Genomic DNA, 18,871 nt, shown 5'->3' with positions numbered 1-18,871 from the left:
CTCTGTTGTCAGGAGTGAGTTAAAGTAAAAAATTTAACCATGAAGCCACTTTTCTTCAAAATATGAAAAAATTCAACCATCATTAAAACTTTTCGCCCCAACCAAACGTCTTGAAAGGTGAACCAACACACAGAACCCCAAACACGGTCTCTCATTTAATGAACGACGCGGAATTGATTGCCCAGTTCCGAGCCGGACAAATCGCGGCCTTTAACACCCTGGTCAAACGCTGGGAATGTCCGATCTACAACTTTGTCCTGCGCTATGTGGGCAATCGAGACGACGCGCGCGACCTATGTCAGCAAACCTTTATTCGCGCGTACAAAAACATGCGGCGTCTGCGCGACCCCGACAAATTCACCTCGTGGATCTATCAAATCGCGCTCAACGCCTGCCGAGACGCAGGCCGCCGTCGCACCCTCGTCTCCCTCGACACACTCGACATCCCTATAGCAGACACAACAACGCCCCCAGACGCGATGGTTCACGAACAAAGCGTTCGGGACCTGCTCAACCGCGCACTGCAAAATCTGCCTGAGGAACAGCGCGTCGTCATCATCATGAAAGAATATCAGGGACTAAAATTCACCGAAATTGCCGAAACACTCAAAGTGCCCATCAACACCGTCAAATCCAGAATGTATTACGGCCTCTCTGCCCTGAAAAAAATATTTGACCGCTGGCACATCAGCGAGGACATGGTGCGTTATGAACTGTGACATCATCCGCGAACAACTCATCGCCTACCTCTACGACGAAGACATCCGTCCAGAAGCGCGTGAACGCCTCAAAGTACACATCGAAACCTGCCCGTCATGCAGCCAAACCCTTGAAGAACTGGGCAGCACATCCCGCATCCTCAATGCCTGGGGTGACGAACAACCCGACCTGAACCTCCTCTTCGTACAAGAACGCCAAACCCTCTGGCAAAACCTGCTCCCCATGCGATATCCCAAAACCTGGGCAACTGCGGGTGTAGCCATTGCCGCAATCCTCATCTTCACCCTTCTCAACATCGAATTTGCCATACGAGACGGCGCATTCCACACCTCTATTAGCCTGCGATCTAGCGATTCTCCTGAACGGGTTACCATAGCCGACACCACTGAAGTCCCCTCATTGGACGCCCCCATCACCCTCGGCGAATTTATCATCCATCAACAAAATCTAATCGACTACACTAATCGCCTCGTCCAAACATCGCAAAACCAGCAGCGCAATGAAGTCAACAACACCTTCATTCGCCTCGTAGGCGAACTCGAAACCCAGCGCCAACAGGACCTCCTGCACATTGACCGCGGACTACAGATCCTCTACAACACACAGGAAACCCGCTACGACCACATCCTGCGACAGATAGCTCCTGTTTATGATAAAGCAGTTGAAATTAACAGCGTACCCGTAGATAACGGACCATACCGCACGATACCCACAAGAAGAAAGACTCCATGAAACGCGAAATCGGAAAACTCACAGTACTGATGACAGTACCGATCCTGCTATCCCTCGTCTGGAATATTCACGCATCTGACAAAGCGGAGGGCAAAGGCAACAACAGGCCAGCACCATCGCACATCCGGGTAAAAACCGTACAACTTGATACAATATCAATATCGGTGCCCCATACGATACATCCCGATTCCTTACGCAAGGCAATCGCCGATTCCATACGCAGGAGAGTTCGTATCTCTATCTCAGAACGCTATCAATCACACGACAAATTCAACACCCGCGACCTGCTCCTGCGCCCGGCTGACAAAGCCATCTACACCACAAGCGACCTGCTTCTGAGACCCGGCGACAACATAAATTCTATATTTATCTCGCACCATCCCACGCGAGTACAACGCAGAGTGTATCCTGGCACAAGCCATACCCCTTATAGATTGACACCGGTGGCACACCACAGCCATGGCTCAGCCACATCCGAGGGCCGGAAGGAGCCGTAGCCGGAGACAGGTCACATGTATCACTTTCATTACAAAAGGAGAAATCCCAATGCATAACTCTCATCTACTAAAAATCGCAATAATTGTTCAGATATTTGCTACAAGTGTGATAGCACAGGAAAGCACAGTTGAGCAGGCCAAAGTATTGGTTATGAATGTAATGGGAGAGCAGAGCCTGATTGGGCAGACTGCCCCAGAACTGGGCATGGAAAAATACCTGCAAGCACCAGAAGGTGAAAAGAGCTTATCGGCATTAAAGGGCAACGTTGTCGTCCTGGAATTTTGGGCAACCTGGTGCGCCCCCTGCGTGGCAGAGATTCCACACCTGAACCAGCTAAGCGAGGAATTTCGCGATAAGCAAGTCCAGTTTATCTCAGTAACAGATGAAGGTGAAGACATAATTGCGCCATTTCTAAAACGACAAGAAATGAAATCGTGGATTGGACTGGATACGGACCGGTCAGCCTTTGAAGCTTATGGTGTCAGGGGAATCCCACGGACATTTTTGATCGACCAAAAGGGCATAATCGCCGCTTCGCTCCATCCGGTAGGGCTTTCATCTGACATAATTAAAAAGGTCATCAAGGGAGAAAAAATAGAGCGTCCCAAATTGCCAAAACCGAAAACTGTCGCAAACGAAGGCACCGATCCCATCTTCAAAATTCTGATTGCACCTACAGAAAAAGAAGGCGGCCGTAGTTCAAGCAAGATTTCAAAAGGATACAAACAACGGGAGGCAGAGAGCAAAACATTGCACCAGATTTTAAGCATGGCTTATGGTGTTCCCACAACGCGGATTCTGGGTCCAGAGACACTTTTAGAGTCGCGGTACGAGATCTCCGTCAGACTGCCGACCAATCAGTTCGAATTGCTATTCCAACAAGCATTGACGACATCACTACAGTTGCGCGTTTCCAACCAGAAAAAACCTGTTGAAGTCCTTGTACTCACGACTGGAGAAGACAGCGCAGAAAAGTTGAAGCCCTCAGTAATGAGTTCATCGGGATCTATGACAATGGGTGGACATGGCAGGATAAAGACAATGAACGGTGAAATCAGCATGCTGGCGAACTCATTGGAGCAGGTTTTAGAGCGTATCGTAGAGGATGGTACTGGGGTAGAAGGAAAATACGATTGGGAACTCACCTATGACAAAGACGATCCCAATTCCGTGCTCGCGGCTCTGAAAAAACAGCTCGGGTTACAAATTCGAAAAGAACAGCGGGAAATTGAATTCCTGGTCGTAAATGATACCGATGGTTGATGCAGATTCCCCTAGACGACCTGGCCCACATCCACGAGTTTGAAAAAAGGAGAACTCAAAATGAAACACATCGTGACAAAAATCGCGCAAACCGTCCTCTTTTCGGGAATAGCTCTCTTTACATTTTGCACTTCGACCTTTGCGGATATGGACTGGAAACGCATGAAACGCGACCTCTCCATTCAGGAAAGCATACTCGACCAATTTTTTGACGAAAAAAATGTTTCCACAACCGGTCTTTATATCGAAAACCACGGCGTCTTGCTCATTGCCAACGGCGGGATAAAATACGGTGAAATAAATAGGCTTCAAATGCAGATAATCCGTAAAGGCGAAAGCGGTGACATTGCTACACCCGCTAACTCCACCAGAGGTGTTTGGCGAATACAGAAGAGTAGAGGCGACAAAAGCAGTGAAAATGAAGAAGTCATCTTCAAATTTTCCATGTTCGCAAAGAAACCAGAAGCCTCTAAAAGTCAAAATGAAGCCATAAAAAAACAAATCGTCGAATTTTTAGGCACCTATGCAAATGCCATTGGACAACTCAAAGATGACGATCGCGTAACCATTCTCTTGAACTCATCAGAACGCGACTTCCACAGCTTTCGATCTCCATCCATAGAATTCATCAGGTCCATCCAATCCGACTCAATACGTATCAAAAAACACGTAATGGAGACTTTTAAAAAATCTGAACACTTCAAAAACAGGGCATTCAAAATTACCCGTATCCTCCTCGAAGCCACCGTCACCAAACGCGATATCGAAGCATACAACCGGGGGAAAATTGACGAAAAAGCCTTCCGTGATCGAATAACCTTTCGCGAGCACGAACCAGAGGGTGTACGCAGCAACTCAATCGACATGATGGCCGACCTTTTGACCAATACACTCAAAAAGGATACGGATCTCCACTTTCTGAGTGGCACCAAAAGCACGGGTCTCTATCAAAAGGACATAGGCGCACTCTTTCTCGTCTCGCAAAAGGCCGATCCATTACACCTCGAAACCAGGAACACCGACGCATTCAAAGCCAAGGTCCTGGCAACTCTCGCCTACTACAGTGCAACTCTGCGCGGCTTATCATCAGAGGAATCCATCATCGTTCACACCAACCTCATCGGACAGAGCAATTTCAAAATCGGCTACAAAGACAAAACAACCGAGATTAAACCTCCCGACCGCATCCTATTCCGCATTGCCAAACGCGACATTGAAGCCTATGCCAGCCAAAAAATCGACCTCGACATATTGAAAAAAAGAGTTGTAGTTACTGAGATGTGAAACAATAGAAAAACTATAAACAAAAATCCCACCCTGAACTCAGGATGGGATTTTTTTATTTTCACCAGTAAATAGCCTATCGCTTTTTAGTATCTAATTCCCTATATTTTTTTGGAACTGGCGGGTGTGTGTTATTCACCACGATTTTATAGAGGAGACGCCCCATGTATCGCTCTCATCTACTAAAAATTGCAATCATTTTTCAGATATTTGCTACAAATGTCATAGCGCAGGAGAGCCTGATTGGACAGGCTGCGCCAGAATTGGGCATTGAAAAATTCCTGCAAGCGCCAGAAGGTGAAAAAAGCTTATCCGCATTAAAGGGCAACGTTGTCGTCCTGGAATTTTGGGCAACATGGTGCGCGCCCTGTGTGGCAGCAATCCCACATCTAAACCAGTTAAACGAGGAATTTCGCGATAAGCCGGTACAATTTATCTCCGTAACCCGTGAAGATGAAGACGTAGTTGCACCATTTCTAAAAAAGAAAGAAATGAAATCGTGGATTGGACTGGACACGGATCGGTCAGTCTTCAAAGCTTATGGTATCAGGAGCATCCCACGGACATTTGTGATCGACCAAAAGGGCATAATCGCCGCGTCGTTCCATCCAACAGAACTCTCATCTGGCATGCTTGAAAAGGCTCTCAAGGGGGAAAAAGTAGAAATAGAGCTTCCCGAATTGCCAAAACCGACCGAACTTATCTCCAATTTTGCTGGTACAGAAAAACTGGACATGCGCGATGTACATTGGGGCATGACAGAGGAAGAATTAAAAAAAGCGGAAGATTGGAAAATGCTTCCAGGGCGCAGAGGCACATTCACTGGTCCCTATGGCTCTTACAAGTCTTTGAGATATGCAGGCACATTGTCTGGTTTGAATATCGATCTTTCCTATAAGTTCTATCGAGACGAGGTAGGCACGTACAGATTGCGCTCGGCCTCATACAGTATCAGAGAAGATCCAGACAAAAAAGCCTTTCAGATGTTCAAAGATGAATTCAATCTGAAGTATGGGGCAGGTAGGCCATATAGCAGAAATCCGTCCAACCACCTGAGTTGGAAGCAGGCCGAAGATACGCGATTAAGCCTTATATGGAAAGACAACAGAACCAGCATCATGTTGAGTAGTCCAACGCGATGATGGATTCGATTGAGCAAAAATCCCACCCTGAATACAGGATGGGATTTTTGTTGTAGCGATAACAAACAAAACCTTCTGGATCGCGGCTTTAAGCATGCCGCGATGACGAGAGTCGGGGAGCGGGGTACAACTGGCCGTTTCTCAGGCCAGTTCAAAGGATTTTCCTCCTGCTCAATTCCCGCCACCGCGACCACCACCACGGCCACCTTGACCACCGCGACGACCTTGCTGGCCTCGAGCCTGTCTGGGCGGACCCGCTTCAATCGTAATATTCACCCGCACCTCATCCCCCAGCACATTGGCAAAATTCGCCCAGCTATTCACGCCAAAATCCGAACACAACAGCGTCAACTCGGTCTCAAAACCAGCCAGAGGTGTGCCACGCTGCGGATGCGTACCAATGCCGAGCACTGTCACCGGCATCGTAATACTCTTCATCACGCCGTGCATCGTCAAATCACCCGTCACCAGAATTTTTTCCCCTTCCTTCACAGCCGACGTACTCTTAAACGTAATCGTCGGAAAAGTCTCCACCTCAAAGAAATCTGGACCGCGCAAATGATCATCGCGACGCTGATTCCCCGTATCGACACTCCGCGCCTGGATCGTCGTTTCAATCATCGTCTTTTCGGGCGCGGCAGGATCGTAATCAATCGTGCCACTAAACTGATTAAACCTGCCCGCCGTGCGGCTCACAAAGTGCCGAATCGAAAACCCGACCGACGAATGCGATCGATCAATCTGGTACTTCTCGGCAAAACCCGTATCCGCCATCACAAGCGATGACACCAGCCCCAAACACAACAAACGTATGACTCTCAACATTACTACCCTCCTCTAACTTTAGACTCAGCAGAGTCCTGTGAAAATTACCCCCGGCTCTATATTAACCAAAACATTCTGGATCGCGGCTTTAAGCATGCCGCGATGACAAACGGGCGGGCACGGGGCCTGTCCCGTAGTGCCTTTATACGGGAACCCGCCCCTACGTACTTCACCCTTCACCCTCCTCTGCCATCACCACTCGCGACGCTGCCAGCCCATCGACCCTGGCGACTCTACCCGTCACAGGATCGATCTGCCCAAACGACAACACACCCGTCGGACAACTCTGCACACAGGCCGAACACCGCACGCACTCCGGATCCTCCATAGGCAAACCCTTATTCGCAAAATTCATCACATCGATACCCTGATGACACACCGACGTACACACACTACACGAAATACACTTCTTCTTATCCGCAAAAATCCGAAACCGCGAAAACCGCGCATAAACATGCATCAACGCAGCGAGGGGACACGCAAACCGGCACCACATTCGCCCGCTAAAATGCCAGTAAAAACCCACCCCAATAATACCCGCCAAAAACAAATCCACAAACCACTGATAATTCAAAAACGTCAGCGGAAACACCAGACCGCCCCAATTCACATCCTTCCCCATAAACAGCCCCATATACCCCGCATTCACCCAGTGATCATAAGGCAATAACCAGCCTGCAATACGCAACGCCAGAAGCACAAAAGCCAGAACCAGAATCACCTGCCCCACCATATTCATTCGATTCCAAACAGGACCGTGCGGCATCTTCTGCCGGTGCATATCCCCCATCGTCTCTGCCAGTGCCCCGCACGAACAAATCCACCCGCAATAAGCCCCCTTGCCCCAACGCCAGATAATCAGAGGAATCACCACAAAAGTCTGCACCAGACTGATACCCAACCACCACCCCAGCGGCTGGCTCGTAAACACATTCCAGAAAAACAGCGGCCACGCCAGAATAAAACCCAAACTCCGCCAGTACTCCCGCCCGTGTGCATCCCACTCCGTCGCCGGGAACAACGCATCGGCCACAGGCTTTAAAAAAGCCCCATCGGAAAACCAACCATTGTGACCCAGCCACGGCAAAAAAATGTACGGCAACAAAAACAGGGGCACACACTGAATAACCATCAGCGTCACCGTCTGCACCGTCACATAAGGCGTCTGCCGTCGATTAATCCTGCGAATCCCAAACCCCACCACACATGCGCAATAAGCCAGCGAATAATAAAAACCCGGTTGCGTCATCGACGTCCACACCGTCCCGAAAAGACCCGACTTATCCTCTGCAGGCATCAAATTAAACGGAAACAGCTCTGCCCCCTTAAACCACTCGTAAATCGGAATCCCCGCACCCGTCTTCCAGTGATACACAAACACACACGCAAGCATAACCAGCGCAAAAGACACCCAAGTGCCCACGCGCCATTCCCCTCTAATCGGCACACCTGACCGCCTGAAAAAATCCAGCGGCGCCTCGCGCCCAATCATCGCAAACACCGCATCATTGGGCATCGCCTCATCACCCTCACCCGTCGAAAGCACCACCTCCTGCTCACCAATCGCCTTCACCTCACTCGGCAGCGCCATTCGCAAGTGTTCCCCGCCCGAAAGCACCTCAATCTTCTCCACATTCTCGGGCTTGGGGCGACTCAACTCCGCGCGCCGATACGACAGCGTCACCCGCCCACCGGACTCGGCAATCGCAATCGCCGTCTCCAGTGCACTATCACCGCCACCAACCACCAGCACATCCTGGTCCGCATAATCCTTTGGATCGTGCAACCGATTCATCACCTTATCCAGATCCTCGCCCGGCACATTTAACTTTCTAAAATTGCCCGACCGACCAATCGCCACAATCACCCGGTGCGCCAGCAAATCCTCATCCTCGGGAATCACCACCCGCAACACATCCCCTTCCCGCTGCACGCACTCCGCCCGCGCAAACACCGGCTCGATATCCGCGGTCCGCTCCTCCAACTCATCCAACAACCGCTCCTTCACATCTGCCCGATCCGAAAACTGCAAATCACCTGCCGGAACCATATCCGTCGGATACGTGTAAATCGGCTTCGCCTTTGGAAAATTCACCACCGTAGAAAACCGCTCTGACGCCTCCAACAGCACAAAATCCAATCCACGATTTCTCGCCTCAATACCCGCTGCCATACCAGAAACCCCACCACCGATAATCACCAGATCGCGCACCCCATCCCTATGCGTCCGACGCTCAAAACCCGAATCACCCACAATCGTCTGCACTGCCCGCGCCCCCGTATCCGACGAAAACTTCAACAGCGGAATCCCCGTCAAATCCCCCACAATATAAAGCCCCGGCACCGCCGTTGACCCATCCTCATTCATCTCTGGCAACTTCTCCACCGTGCCCGAGGGCCACCGCGTGTGCAACCAGTGCATATACCGCTTCAAAAATCCAAACATCTTCCCTTCTCCGAAAAAAGCGCGAATAGACGAATAGACGAATAGACGAACCCTGCCCAACCACCCAAAGTCGTTACAAACTCCGTCGTTGATTCGTTGATTCGTTGATTCGCTGATTCGCACGCACAGAATAATTATGCCAACTCACATCGTCAATTCCAAAATTTGCGTCACCCATAAACATCGTCAATCAACGCGCGGATATACCCAATCGCATACGCCTTCCCGTGCAATCGCGTGTACGCGGAATGGGCAAAACCCGGCGTATGGTCCATCATATACGGACCATTGAACCCATTATCGCGATAAACCGCCATTGCGCGCTTCATATCGATATCGCCCTCATCCATAAAAACTTCGACAAACCGCGGCAACTGACCCTTCACATTGCGGAAATGCACCCACACAATCTTATTATTCGAAGCCATCTCGGCAATCGCATCATAAACACCCTCACCCAGCAACTCCGTCATACACCCCTGGCAAAATAGCATTCCGTTGTGCTCGCCCGGCGCAATCTCAAAAAGCGTACGCCTGAACTGATCCAGCGACGAACAAATCTGCGCAATACCGCCCAGAGGCTCTGGAATCGGCGGATCATCCGGATGCAGCGCCATACGCACCCCCGCCTTCTCTGCAACGGGAATCACCGCCTGCAAAAACGCCTCCATATTTGCCCACATCGTCTCCTCTGAAACGGGCGGATCGAATTGCTCTGGCCGGTTCTCACTAAAATACGCATAATCAAACGTACTATATCTCACCCCGCCGCGACCCGTATCCGAAGGCGTCCGAAAATTCCCCATCGGCTTGAAATTCCAGCCCAAACACGGAATTCCCGCCCTCCCCAGCGACTCCAGCATCTGGCACCAGAATCCAATCTTCTCATCTCGATCCTCCATTGCCAGCGCAATCTCCTCCCAGCACGGCATAAAAATATTATTCAACCTCATACCATGGGATTCCACCAACTCCCGCGCCTTCTCAAACGCCTCCGTACAATCCTCCCCCGCGCGAAGCCGTTGTGCCAGCGTCGTATTCGCCACACCCGTACTACTGCGCTTCGCTGATTTTGCAGGCGGTCGTCCACCCCGCAACTCGAGATGAATCGAATCCACACTAATCGCCCTGTAAAAACTCAAAATATCATCGTCCAAATTATCGTAATGAACCTGATCTTGAATATACATCTCTCATCGCCTCCTGTATAGCTATCAGTCCCCGCCCAGCCACCCACTGGATTGCGGCTAAAGCATGCCCCTGCATGATTTAAGCAGGGGACATGCCGCAATGACGGCTCTACAACGCATGTTCCTGACTGCTCCTCACATCCCAATAAACTGCCAAGCAGTTGTAACCGTTCCTTAATTTTTAACTCTCAACCTCGGCATCGGACACCCGCCGTTGACCACCTTGCCGTTCTTCTGCATCGACAATCTCGGGAACATACCCTTCAACATCTCGAATATAGCCCAGCAACCGCGCCTTCATTCGATCTGCAACGGGACGGTGGCTACTATAGCCAATCAAATTGCGCAACTCGTACGGATCTGCCTCCAGATCGTAGAGATACGCCTCCTCATAACTCCTCGCACCCTCTGCACCGGGCGGCATCGCATCGCTTTGGACCGCGTACTTCCATCGCTTTGTGCGAACAGCGCGACCAATACCACTCTCTGAAATCTGCACAAACACATCATCCGGCCATGGATCTGCGAGCGAGCGACCACCACCCCCCAAAATGGGAAGCATGGAACGCCCCGACATCTGATCGGGAATCTCCAACCCGGCGCCATCCAACAGCGAAGGCGGCAAATCCACCAGACTCACCAACTCGCCCAACGTACCCCCTCCCGTAAACGGACCACCCGTCAACACCGTTGGAACGCGGATAGAACTCTCGTGACACGAACGCTTGTATTCCTTATTGCGGGTGCGGAAATGGCAGGCGTGATCAGAAGTGAACAGCACAATCGTATCCTCTAAAAGCCCCAGACTCTTCAGCGCATCGAGCAACCGTCCATAAGCCTCATCCAAACGCTTAATCATGCCCCAGTACCCGCCCAAATGCTGCTGTGTACTCCCCCCTGCAGGAACCGCGCCGGGATACTCGCCCTCGGCTAAAGGATGCGTGGGCAATCCCGCCAGATCGGGCGGTGTCCAGTACCCGGCATACATCTCGCGATACCCATCCGGCGGCGGATAATCGTCCAGATGATTCTGGTGATGGGGTTCCAAAAACGAAATAAACAGATAAAAGGGATCGCTCTGATGTTCATCCACATACCGAATCGCCGCATCGGTCAGCGCATCCACCCGATAACCGGGCAACTTCACCTCCTGATTGTCATGATCGTAAACAACGCAATCATACGTATCAGATGTCCCCTCCAGCGCATTTGCCGCGAGCCAGTACTGGTACCCACCGCGCGCTTTTACGGGCACAGAACCGCGTCCACTCGTCGCCAGATGCCACTTCCCAATATATCCCGTGTGATAACCCGCATCATTAAAACAATGCGCAAGCGTCTTGTGATCCGGATTCAGCGCAACCCCATTGCGATACACACCCGTCTCACTCGCGTACATCCCCGTCTGCAAACACGCACGCGCCGGACCGCACACGGGCTGGCATGTAAAACTATTGTACACATGTGTCCCGTGCTGCGCCGCGCGATCCAGATTGGGTGTAATACCGAGGGGATTGCCATGCGCTGCCATACAATCCCAGCGCTGTTGATCCGTAAAAAAGACAATAACATTTGGTTTGCTATCCATAACATCTCCTCTATTTGAAAAACACCCGACATCATGCACCAGGTGTAATTTTGGGATTATCCATACGCGTACAGCGAATACTCTCCCGCATCAAGCGCGTCAAAAGACCCGCCTTCACATCCCGCGCCTCTGAATGATCCCACAAATTTACTTTCTCGCGTGGATCACTCTCCAGATCCACCAGCACATTATGTCCAATACCCGAAGCATCCACCACAATTTTATAGCGCTCTGTGATCAGCGTCCGCATGGACCCCATCTCCACCAAAGCCGCGCGATCGGACATATCCGTACCATCATTAATAAAACCTCTCAACGAACACCCCGGCAACTCAAAACCCTCAACCGCCCAATCCTCGCGCCGAAACCGCATAGCACTTTGATCTACCCCCGCATAATCCAGCACAGTAGGCACAAAATCCAGATTGCTCACCACATCATCGCAAACACCCGTCCGCCCCCCGGGCACCCTCCAGATATACGGCACGCGCAACAACTCCTCCCACTGATAGGGCGTCTTATGCCACAAATGGTGTGACCCCAGGTACTCGCCGTGATCTGCGATAAAAGCAACAACCGTATTATCGTACAAACCCTTCGCCTGCAAAAAATCAATCGCGCGACCCACATTATCGTCAATATGCGAAATCATACCATAAGTCTGCGCCATCACCTGCCGCAAATCCTCCTCATCGCCATTAAACCATGCGGGACCCACTCTCCGCAGCAAACTATCAGAAGCTGGATCTTCGTCAACAACAAACGTCTCCGGCAGGGTTAAAGACCCTGGGGCATACATCTCACTATACGGCTTGCAAGCCACAAACGGATGGTGCGGATCGGGAAAAGAACACCACGCAAAAAAATTTTCACCCGCGCCCAAACCATCTATAAAAGCCATTGTGCGATCTGTAATCCAGTGATTGTAATGCAACTCAGCCGGAATTTGATCAATCTTCCAGGTCTGATAGCCAAAATTCTGATACGCCGAAAGCTGAGCATAAGGAACACATGTTGAAGGACCGTCTTCCGGATGATCCTTTTGCGCGACATCGGGATATTCTTCTTCCAACCAATTTCGATAATCTCCACAAACGTAATTCACATGTCCACCCACATAATCCGTCTCGCCAAAACCGTAATACCCCTCGGGCAAATGGGTCACCTCACCGCTATACCACCGATGTCGATTCTCCCAGGAATCACCACCCGAAAAAGGCTGCAAATGCAACTTACCCGCCGCATGCGTGCGGTACCCCGCCCTGGACAACGCCCCCGTCACAGTCGGCATATCTTCAGACAAACTCATACCATTTTGTATCAACCCGTGTTGCGAAGGCATCAATCCAGTAATCAAAGAAGCCCGCGACGGCTGGCACACCGGATGCGAGCAATAATTGCGGCGAAACAAAACGCCATCCTGTGCCAGACGATCCAGATTGGGCGTCTGTACATCCGGATGCCCATTGCAACCCATACAATACGCCTGCATCTGATCCACGCAAAAAATCAAAAAATTCGGTCGCATATTATCACTCCATATTGTTATATTCATGCCCGCACACATACCAATATACCACCAATACAAAAATTTCGCGGTACTATATTAACCCCTACCCATATCCCTCAAAAGGAGCACACAATGCGACACTTAGTCACCATATTTTTCGCCATCCTCTTCCTCGCCCCAACCCATGCAGAAGTAAAACCCTGGGATGACGCATTCAAAAAACAGTGGTACGCCGGACTCGCGGAAATCACCCGCTATGAACTCAAACAAGCGCAATATCGCGACACATACGATGGCGACGCCGTACTCATCTTCGTAACCGAGAACTTTCTCACAGACAAACACGTAAAGCACGAACGCGGCGACGGGTCGAGCACCTCCGTACTCAAACTCAACGCCATGCGCCAATTTACAACGGGTCTCTATCCCTACTCCATCATGACCTCTGTATTCACACCCGTAGCCCCCGACCAAACGCGCACGCTCAAAGTCACCAGCACAGCCCAGGAATGGTGCGGACACACCTTTGCCCAGATAAACCATCGCAACGGCAAATACAAAGCCACACTGCGATCGTACTTTCAAAGCGATGGCGACCGCGACCTCACATTGCCCGGCGCCATCCTCGAAGACGAAATCTGGACGCGCATCCGACTGGCACCCGAGCGTTTGCCCACAGGTGAAATCCAGATCATCCCCGGCATGCTATTCCAGCGCCTGACACACACCCTCCCCGATGTCCAGACCGCCAATGCGGAACTCACTGCAGAAAACGAGACCTCGGTTTACACCCTCGCGTACACCTCCATTGGCCGCAAACTCGCCATAACCTTTGAAAAAAACTATCCCCACGCCATCCTCGGCTGGGAAGAATCCACGCAACGCCGGGGTCGCTGGACCACGACCACAGCGCGCAAAACGCATGCTACGATGATCGACTACTGGAACAAAAACAAAATTGAAGACATCGTCCATCGCGCACAATTGGGCTTAAAATAGTTGTGAATTTCAAGCGACTTATCTATCTTTAATCGTCTGAAAACCCCATTGAGTTACCAAAAAGCGCAGAGGTTGAGATGACCACCAAAAAAATAAAATTCATCGCGGGATTTGCCGTCATTGTCGCCAGCTTGCTCACCATGATCGTGTACAGCTCTGAAAAAATGTCGCTGTACTACCTCACCGTCTCCGAACTAGAAGCGCGCGAAACCGAATTTGCCAACACCCGCTTCAAACTCGCCGGCAAAGTCATCCCCGGCTCCATCATCTCCCGAGACGGCAATCGCACCGTCGAATTTGAAATTTCTGACCTCATCGACCAGGACCCATCTGCCAGCAAACGCACCATCCGCTACAGCGGCGTCGTACCCGACACCTTCCGAGAAGAAGCCGACGTCGTACTCGAAGGCAAAATCGGACCCAATGGCATCTTCATAGCCGACGACATGCTCGCCAAATGCCCCTCCAAATACGAAAGCCAGAGCTACGAAGAAATCAAAGCGTCGTACGAATAGACGAGACCCAAACACATGCTCCCACAACTCGGCAACTTTCTTCTTTACATCGCCCTATTCACCTCAGCTTATGCGGTAATCGCCGCAATATTAGCTGCCAAAACCCGGCGAATGGGCCTTATACTGAGCACGGAACGCGCAGTCCTCACAGGTTTTTTGCTCTGCCTCTCCGCCATGGCCATTCTCGAAGTGCTCTTCCTCACAGACCGCTTCGACATCTACTACATCGCCACCCACTCCAGCCGCGACCTGCCCACCGGTTACAAATTCACAGCCGTCTGGTCCGGCATGCAAGGATCGCTCCTCCTCTGGGCACTGATCCTATCCGGATTCATATTCTTTGCCGTCATCAAAACCCGTGCCTTTCGCGGTCCCCTCGCCTCTTATGCCACGGCCATCATGTCCTTCACGCTGACCTTCTTCCTCGCGCTCATCTGCATCCACGAAAATCCATTTGTCACCATGCCGCGTGCCCTGCCCGATGGAACCGGCATGAACCCCTTACTCGTCCATCCCGTCATGGCCATCCACCCCCCCATGCTCTATCACGGCTACGTCGGCTTTACCGTACCCTTTGCCTTTGCAATGGCCGCCCTATTATCCAGACAAATCGACGAAGAATGGATTCGCACCACCCGCCGCTGGACCCTCCTCGCCTGGTTCTTCCTGGGCACGGGCCAACTCCTCGGCGGCAAATGGGCCTACGTCGTCCTCGGCTGGGGCGGATACTGGGGCTGGGACCCGGTCGAAAACGCCGCCCTCTTGCCCTGGCTAACGGGCACGGCCTTCTTGCACTCTGTCATGATACAAGAAAAAAAAGGCATGCTCAAAATCTGGAACATGGTCCTCATCATCGCCACCTACACCCTGTGTATCTACGGCACCTTCCTCACGCGAAGCGGCGTCGTATCCTCTGTACACGCATTTGCCCAATCCCCCATTGGACCCTGGTTTGGCGTCCTGGTCGTCCTCATCGTCATCTTCTCAAGCCTCCTCCTCGTCTCGCGCCTGGACCTGCTCAAAACCAAAACACAATACGAATCCCCCATCTCCCGCGAAGGTGGTTTTTTACTCAACAACCTGCTCTTCCTCACCGCCACATTCGCCGTCTTTTGGGGCGTCATGTTTCCCGTGATCTCCGAAGCCGTTACCGGTGACAAAATCACCGTAGGTCCCCCCTACTTCAACACCGTCATGGTCCCCATCGGCCTGCTCCTGCTCGTACTCACGGGCATAGGACCTCTGCTCGCCTGGCGACGCACCTCGGGCAAAAGCCTGAGAAAACACTTCACGGGATCGAGCATCATGGGACTGATCTGCGGCATCGTCGCCATCGCCCTCGGTGTACGCGACATCTACGCCATCATCTCCTTCCTCTTCTGCGGCTTTGTCACAGGCACAATCATCACCGAATTTCACCGCGGCGCGCGTGCACGCGGCAGCAGTTCTGGCGAATCCTATCTCCGCGCCATCGTCAACCTCACCCGGCGAAATCGCCGTCGATACGGCGGTTATATCATCCACTTTGGCGTGGTCCTGCTCTTCATCGGATTTACCGGCAATGCATTCAACAAAGATTCCCAGGTCGAACTCAAATACATGGAATCCACCGACATCGGACCCTACACCCTCATCTATGAAGGCATTACCGAATCCGTCAACCCACTCACCGCGGACATCGTCGCTCAGCTCGGCGTCTATAAACACGGACAGCGACTGGGCACCATGTGGCCGCACCAGAAAGTCTATTACAAGCGACAAGATCAACAAACCACCACAGAAGTCGCCATACGATCCAACCTGCGAGAAGACCTCTACGCGCTCTATCAGGGCGTTGACATGCGAGACAACGAAGAAGTCGCCCTCTTTCACCTGTACATCAACCCCCTCGTCATGTGGGTCTGGATAGGCGCGTGGATAATCACAATCGGCACCATCGTCGTCATGTGGCCCGACAAACGCGAAAAACAGGCATTGCAAATGCGGGAGGCGATGGCATGAAGCCCGCACTCCTGATTCCAATATTCTTTCTCCTCTTCGCAGTCCCCGTCCGCGCCGAAGTGACCCGGGAACAGATCAAAGAAGTCGGCAAAGAACTCGCCTGCCTGTGCGGCGACTGCCCGCGCAGACCACTGGACGAATGCATCTGCGGATATGCACAACAACAGCACGAACGCATCAAAAAAATGCTGGCCTCCGGTCAAACGCCACAGGCCATTGTCGATGCTTATATCAGTGAATTTGGCCTGGAAATCCTCTCCAAACCGCCAGCCAAAGGCTTCAACCTCACGGCATGGCTCATGCCGCCCCTCGTTCTCCTCATCGGATTCTTCGCCGTACGCAGCGTACTCCGCGCCTGGTCAAAAACAAAAAGTCCCGCCACACCAGCAGCACAACCCGCGCGCGACGACCCGTACCTCGACCGCCTCGAAAGCGATCTCAAGGAGCGCGAGTAATGACCATTGCCGCTTTTATCCTCATCGCAGCGGGCATCTTGCTCTTTGTATTCACACCGCTATTTGACCCCCGCGACGCCAATACCATCAACCAGATATCCCGCCGAGAAGCGCGGCGCCGCGAACTGATCGAACAGCGCGACATGGTCTATGAAGCCATCCGCGAACTCGACTTTGACCACCGCATGGGAAAAGTCGAAGAAGACGACTACCGGCAAACCCGCGCCCGTTATACAGCGCAGGCCGTAGAACTCATCAAATCCCTCGACAAAGCCTCCAGCCAGGCAGACCGTCCCGCCCCCAAACCGCAGGGAATCTCCGACCAGATAGAAAAAGAAATCGCCGCCATCCGCCGCACCAGAAGAAAACGCAACCACTGATGAACACAGATGAACACGGATGAATACTATCCGCAGAAAAAAACGCGAGTGAGCGGTGTACAACTGGCCGATTCTCAGGCCAGTTCATTTGAACGTTTTTCGCAGATAGACGCAGATGAAAGGCTATGAAAAAACTGCCCATAAATTCGATCCGATTTCACTCGATATAGAAGAAGCGTTGGCAAACAATCCGGATGTAAAAGCAGAATATGATCGCCTTGAGCCAGAGTTTGAGTTGCTCAATACATTATTGAAAGCTCGAAAGCGAGCAGGCATGACCCAATTTGAATGACTATGGTAAATCAATCTGTTGTGGTACAGCGAAGTATATAGCTTTTTTCTCTATATTGCTTTTCATGCCTTCGGCGACCTACTTTTTGTCACCAGAGAAGACGCGAATGAGCGTCTGAAGAAAAGTAGGCAAAAAATGCCGCTCTCAAACGCCGAGGGGCTGGCACAGCGTAAATCGTTTCCGTGGTAATACGCCATGCTGTGACCTGCACAGTTAGAACGGCATAACAATGCCCGCTGCGAGACGGACTCACACGCTGTGCGGAATGGTTTTAGCGAATAAATAAGGCCAGCAAAGGGGAATTATACTTCGAGTGTACCGAAGGATATCAGGATTCTAATTATTGTAATCATTTAAGGAGATTTTTTATGTTTAGATGTGGTATTTTTTGTTTCATTCTTTTTAATATTTCGAATGTATGGTGTTCTGAACAAAAAGGTCAGATGATTTTTAGTCTCCATGATTTGACAGCTATGCAGAGAAGTTCCAAAATTGCATTGTCTCAATCTGTACAGGTTACAAATAATCTTGAATTGCGAAATTTTTATTTTAACTATAACGATGATGGTTCGTTAGACTATTATTCGGCGAGTATTTACAACAATAGTTATGCTGGAGCATATAATTTTGAACTTTATGTCGATTGGAAAGATAAAAATGGCTATTCGTTAGCATGGGAAGATCAAGGTATAGATTATGGCAGAGTTATCGGTAATCATGCTCAGATATATACACATTTCTACAAAGATTCGGATTCAGCAGCCTTTAGAATAGATTATATTCCACCGTTAGGTGAAGGTTATATATATGTGAATTCAATATGGGCAGATATGCCAGACAGTGCGAGTGTGGATCATTCTGTTTTTTATTTAGATTGGTTATGGACATTGAGAGCAAATACCTCTAATGCGAACATTGTTACAATCAATGCAAATTATACTGATGGCGAATTTTTAGATGAGTTGACTTTTACGGTGAGAAATAATTGGAATAAATTGCTGACAAATGTGGAATTATATGCTGTTCTATTT

17 protein-coding genes are annotated in these 18,871 nt (G+C 50.8%); 12 read left to right on the top strand and 5 right to left on the bottom strand.

The genetic code is table 11. The features are described from left to right. Window positions 1-158: 158 nt before the first annotated feature. From F4Y39_00175 to F4Y39_00150, 6 genes are all read left to right on the top strand, one after another. On the top strand, window positions 159-719 hold the full coding sequence (locus F4Y39_00175) for a sigma-70 family RNA polymerase sigma factor (protein MYC12118.1): 561 nt from the start codon (window positions 159-161) through the stop codon (window positions 717-719). Beyond that, complete coding sequence (locus F4Y39_00170; protein MYC12117.1) at window positions 709-1,452, top strand: hypothetical protein; 744 nt, start codon at window positions 709-711, stop codon at window positions 1,450-1,452. Before F4Y39_00175 ends, F4Y39_00170 begins: the two co-directional genes overlap by 11 nt. After that, window positions 1,449-1,949, top strand: coding sequence for a hypothetical protein (locus F4Y39_00165; GenBank protein ID MYC12116.1), 501 nt, complete (start codon window positions 1,449-1,451; stop codon window positions 1,947-1,949). Before F4Y39_00170 ends, F4Y39_00165 begins: the two co-directional genes overlap by 4 nt. After that, window positions 1,912-3,213 carry a TIGR03435 family protein gene (locus F4Y39_00160; GenBank protein MYC12115.1) on the top strand — a complete coding sequence of 434 codons (1,302 nt, stop codon included), beginning with the start codon at window positions 1,912-1,914 and terminating at the stop codon, window positions 3,211-3,213. Before F4Y39_00165 ends, F4Y39_00160 begins: the two co-directional genes overlap by 38 nt. Before the next feature lie 60 nt (window positions 3,214-3,273). After that, window positions 3,274-4,497, top strand: coding sequence for a hypothetical protein (locus tag F4Y39_00155; GenBank protein MYC12114.1), 1,224 nt, complete (start codon window positions 3,274-3,276; stop codon window positions 4,495-4,497). A gap of 164 nt (window positions 4,498-4,661) precedes the next feature. After that, on the top strand, window positions 4,662-5,639 hold the full coding sequence (locus tag F4Y39_00150; protein ID MYC12113.1) for a TlpA family protein disulfide reductase: 978 nt from the start codon (window positions 4,662-4,664) through the stop codon (window positions 5,637-5,639). Window positions 5,640-5,810: 171 nt separating this feature from the next. On the opposite strand, the gene F4Y39_00145 is transcribed toward F4Y39_00150, so the two are convergent. From F4Y39_00145 to F4Y39_00125, 5 genes are all read right to left on the bottom strand, one after another. Continuing rightward, the gene (locus tag F4Y39_00145) at window positions 5,811-6,464 is read right to left on the bottom strand and encodes a polyisoprenoid-binding protein (protein ID MYC12112.1); all 654 of its coding nucleotides are present in this window, start codon (window positions 6,462-6,464) and stop codon (window positions 5,811-5,813) included. Window positions 6,465-6,633: 169 nt separating this feature from the next. Next, window positions 6,634-8,910, bottom strand: a complete 2,277-nt coding sequence (locus tag F4Y39_00140; GenBank protein ID MYC12111.1) for a 4Fe-4S binding protein — start codon at window positions 8,908-8,910, stop codon at window positions 6,634-6,636. Window positions 8,911-9,080: 170 nt separating this feature from the next. Further along, a complete protein-coding gene (locus F4Y39_00135; protein MYC12110.1) occupies window positions 9,081-10,100 on the bottom strand; it encodes a TIM barrel protein in 1,020 nt (339 codons plus the stop codon). Window positions 10,101-10,281: 181 nt separating this feature from the next. Continuing rightward, a complete protein-coding gene (locus F4Y39_00130; protein ID MYC12109.1) occupies window positions 10,282-11,688 on the bottom strand; it encodes a sulfatase-like hydrolase/transferase in 1,407 nt (468 codons plus the stop codon). A 31-nt stretch (window positions 11,689-11,719) separates the two neighbouring features. Beyond that, a complete protein-coding gene (locus tag F4Y39_00125; GenBank protein ID MYC12108.1) occupies window positions 11,720-13,216 on the bottom strand; it encodes a sulfatase-like hydrolase/transferase in 1,497 nt (498 codons plus the stop codon). A gap of 114 nt (window positions 13,217-13,330) precedes the next feature. Here F4Y39_00125 and F4Y39_00120 point away from each other — a divergent pair, with 114 nt between their 5' ends. The 6 genes from F4Y39_00120 to F4Y39_00095 all read left to right on the top strand — a co-directional run. Continuing rightward, the gene (locus F4Y39_00120; protein MYC12107.1) at window positions 13,331-14,197 is read left to right on the top strand and encodes a septum formation inhibitor Maf; all 867 of its coding nucleotides are present in this window, start codon (window positions 13,331-13,333) and stop codon (window positions 14,195-14,197) included. A 77-nt stretch (window positions 14,198-14,274) separates the two neighbouring features. Beyond that, window positions 14,275-14,712: a cytochrome c maturation protein CcmE gene (locus F4Y39_00115; GenBank protein MYC12106.1), complete on the top strand. Its 438-nt coding sequence runs from the start codon at window positions 14,275-14,277 to the stop codon at window positions 14,710-14,712. Window positions 14,713-14,727: 15 nt separating this feature from the next. Then, the gene (locus F4Y39_00110) at window positions 14,728-16,713 is read left to right on the top strand and encodes a heme lyase CcmF/NrfE family subunit (GenBank protein MYC12105.1); all 1,986 of its coding nucleotides are present in this window, start codon (window positions 14,728-14,730) and stop codon (window positions 16,711-16,713) included. Beyond that, window positions 16,710-17,168, top strand: coding sequence for a cytochrome c-type biogenesis protein CcmH (locus F4Y39_00105; protein ID MYC12104.1), 459 nt, complete (start codon window positions 16,710-16,712; stop codon window positions 17,166-17,168). The genes F4Y39_00110 and F4Y39_00105 overlap by 4 nt, the downstream gene beginning before the upstream one ends. Next, window positions 17,168-17,548: a hypothetical protein gene (locus F4Y39_00100; protein ID MYC12103.1), complete on the top strand. Its 381-nt coding sequence runs from the start codon at window positions 17,168-17,170 to the stop codon at window positions 17,546-17,548. The genes F4Y39_00105 and F4Y39_00100 overlap by 1 nt, the downstream gene beginning before the upstream one ends. Before the next feature lie 660 nt (window positions 17,549-18,208). Further along, window positions 18,209-18,871: hypothetical protein (locus F4Y39_00095; GenBank protein MYC12102.1), on the top strand; the 663-nt coding region annotated here is incomplete at its 3' end.

Source organism: Gemmatimonadota bacterium (assembly GCA_009838845.1).
In the GTDB taxonomy this organism is placed as follows: domain Bacteria; phylum Latescibacterota; class UBA2968; order UBA2968; family UBA2968; genus VXRD01.
The sequence above is the reverse complement of the archived record's forward strand: the minus strand, read 5'-3'. Positions and strand labels throughout refer to the sequence as shown.

Coding starts and splice junctions, on each gene's coding strand:
- F4Y39_00105 (MYC12104.1), top strand. CDS start 16,710: ATGAAGCCCGCACTCCTGATTCCAATATTCTTTCTCCTCTTCGCAGTC.
- F4Y39_00160 (MYC12115.1), top strand. CDS start 1,912: ATGGCTCAGCCACATCCGAGGGCCGGAAGGAGCCGTAGCCGGAGACAG.
- F4Y39_00150 (MYC12113.1), top strand. CDS start 4,662: ATGTATCGCTCTCATCTACTAAAAATTGCAATCATTTTTCAGATATTT.
- F4Y39_00135 (MYC12110.1), bottom strand. CDS start 10,100: ATGTATATTCAAGATCAGGTTCATTACGATAATTTGGACGATGATATT.
- F4Y39_00115 (MYC12106.1), top strand. CDS start 14,275: ATGACCACCAAAAAAATAAAATTCATCGCGGGATTTGCCGTCATTGTC.
- F4Y39_00175 (MYC12118.1), top strand. CDS start 159: ATGAACGACGCGGAATTGATTGCCCAGTTCCGAGCCGGACAAATCGCG.
- F4Y39_00120 (MYC12107.1), top strand. CDS start 13,331: ATGCGACACTTAGTCACCATATTTTTCGCCATCCTCTTCCTCGCCCCA.
- F4Y39_00170 (MYC12117.1), top strand. CDS start 709: ATGAACTGTGACATCATCCGCGAACAACTCATCGCCTACCTCTACGAC.
- F4Y39_00100 (MYC12103.1), top strand. CDS start 17,168: ATGACCATTGCCGCTTTTATCCTCATCGCAGCGGGCATCTTGCTCTTT.
- F4Y39_00145 (MYC12112.1), bottom strand. CDS start 6,464: ATGTTGAGAGTCATACGTTTGTTGTGTTTGGGGCTGGTGTCATCGCTT.
- F4Y39_00165 (MYC12116.1), top strand. CDS start 1,449: ATGAAACGCGAAATCGGAAAACTCACAGTACTGATGACAGTACCGATC.
- F4Y39_00130 (MYC12109.1), bottom strand. CDS start 11,688: ATGGATAGCAAACCAAATGTTATTGTCTTTTTTACGGATCAACAGCGC.
- F4Y39_00140 (MYC12111.1), bottom strand. CDS start 8,910: ATGTTTGGATTTTTGAAGCGGTATATGCACTGGTTGCACACGCGGTGG.
- F4Y39_00125 (MYC12108.1), bottom strand. CDS start 13,216: ATGCGACCGAATTTTTTGATTTTTTGCGTGGATCAGATGCAGGCGTAT.
- F4Y39_00155 (MYC12114.1), top strand. CDS start 3,274: ATGAAACACATCGTGACAAAAATCGCGCAAACCGTCCTCTTTTCGGGA.
- F4Y39_00110 (MYC12105.1), top strand. CDS start 14,728: ATGCTCCCACAACTCGGCAACTTTCTTCTTTACATCGCCCTATTCACC.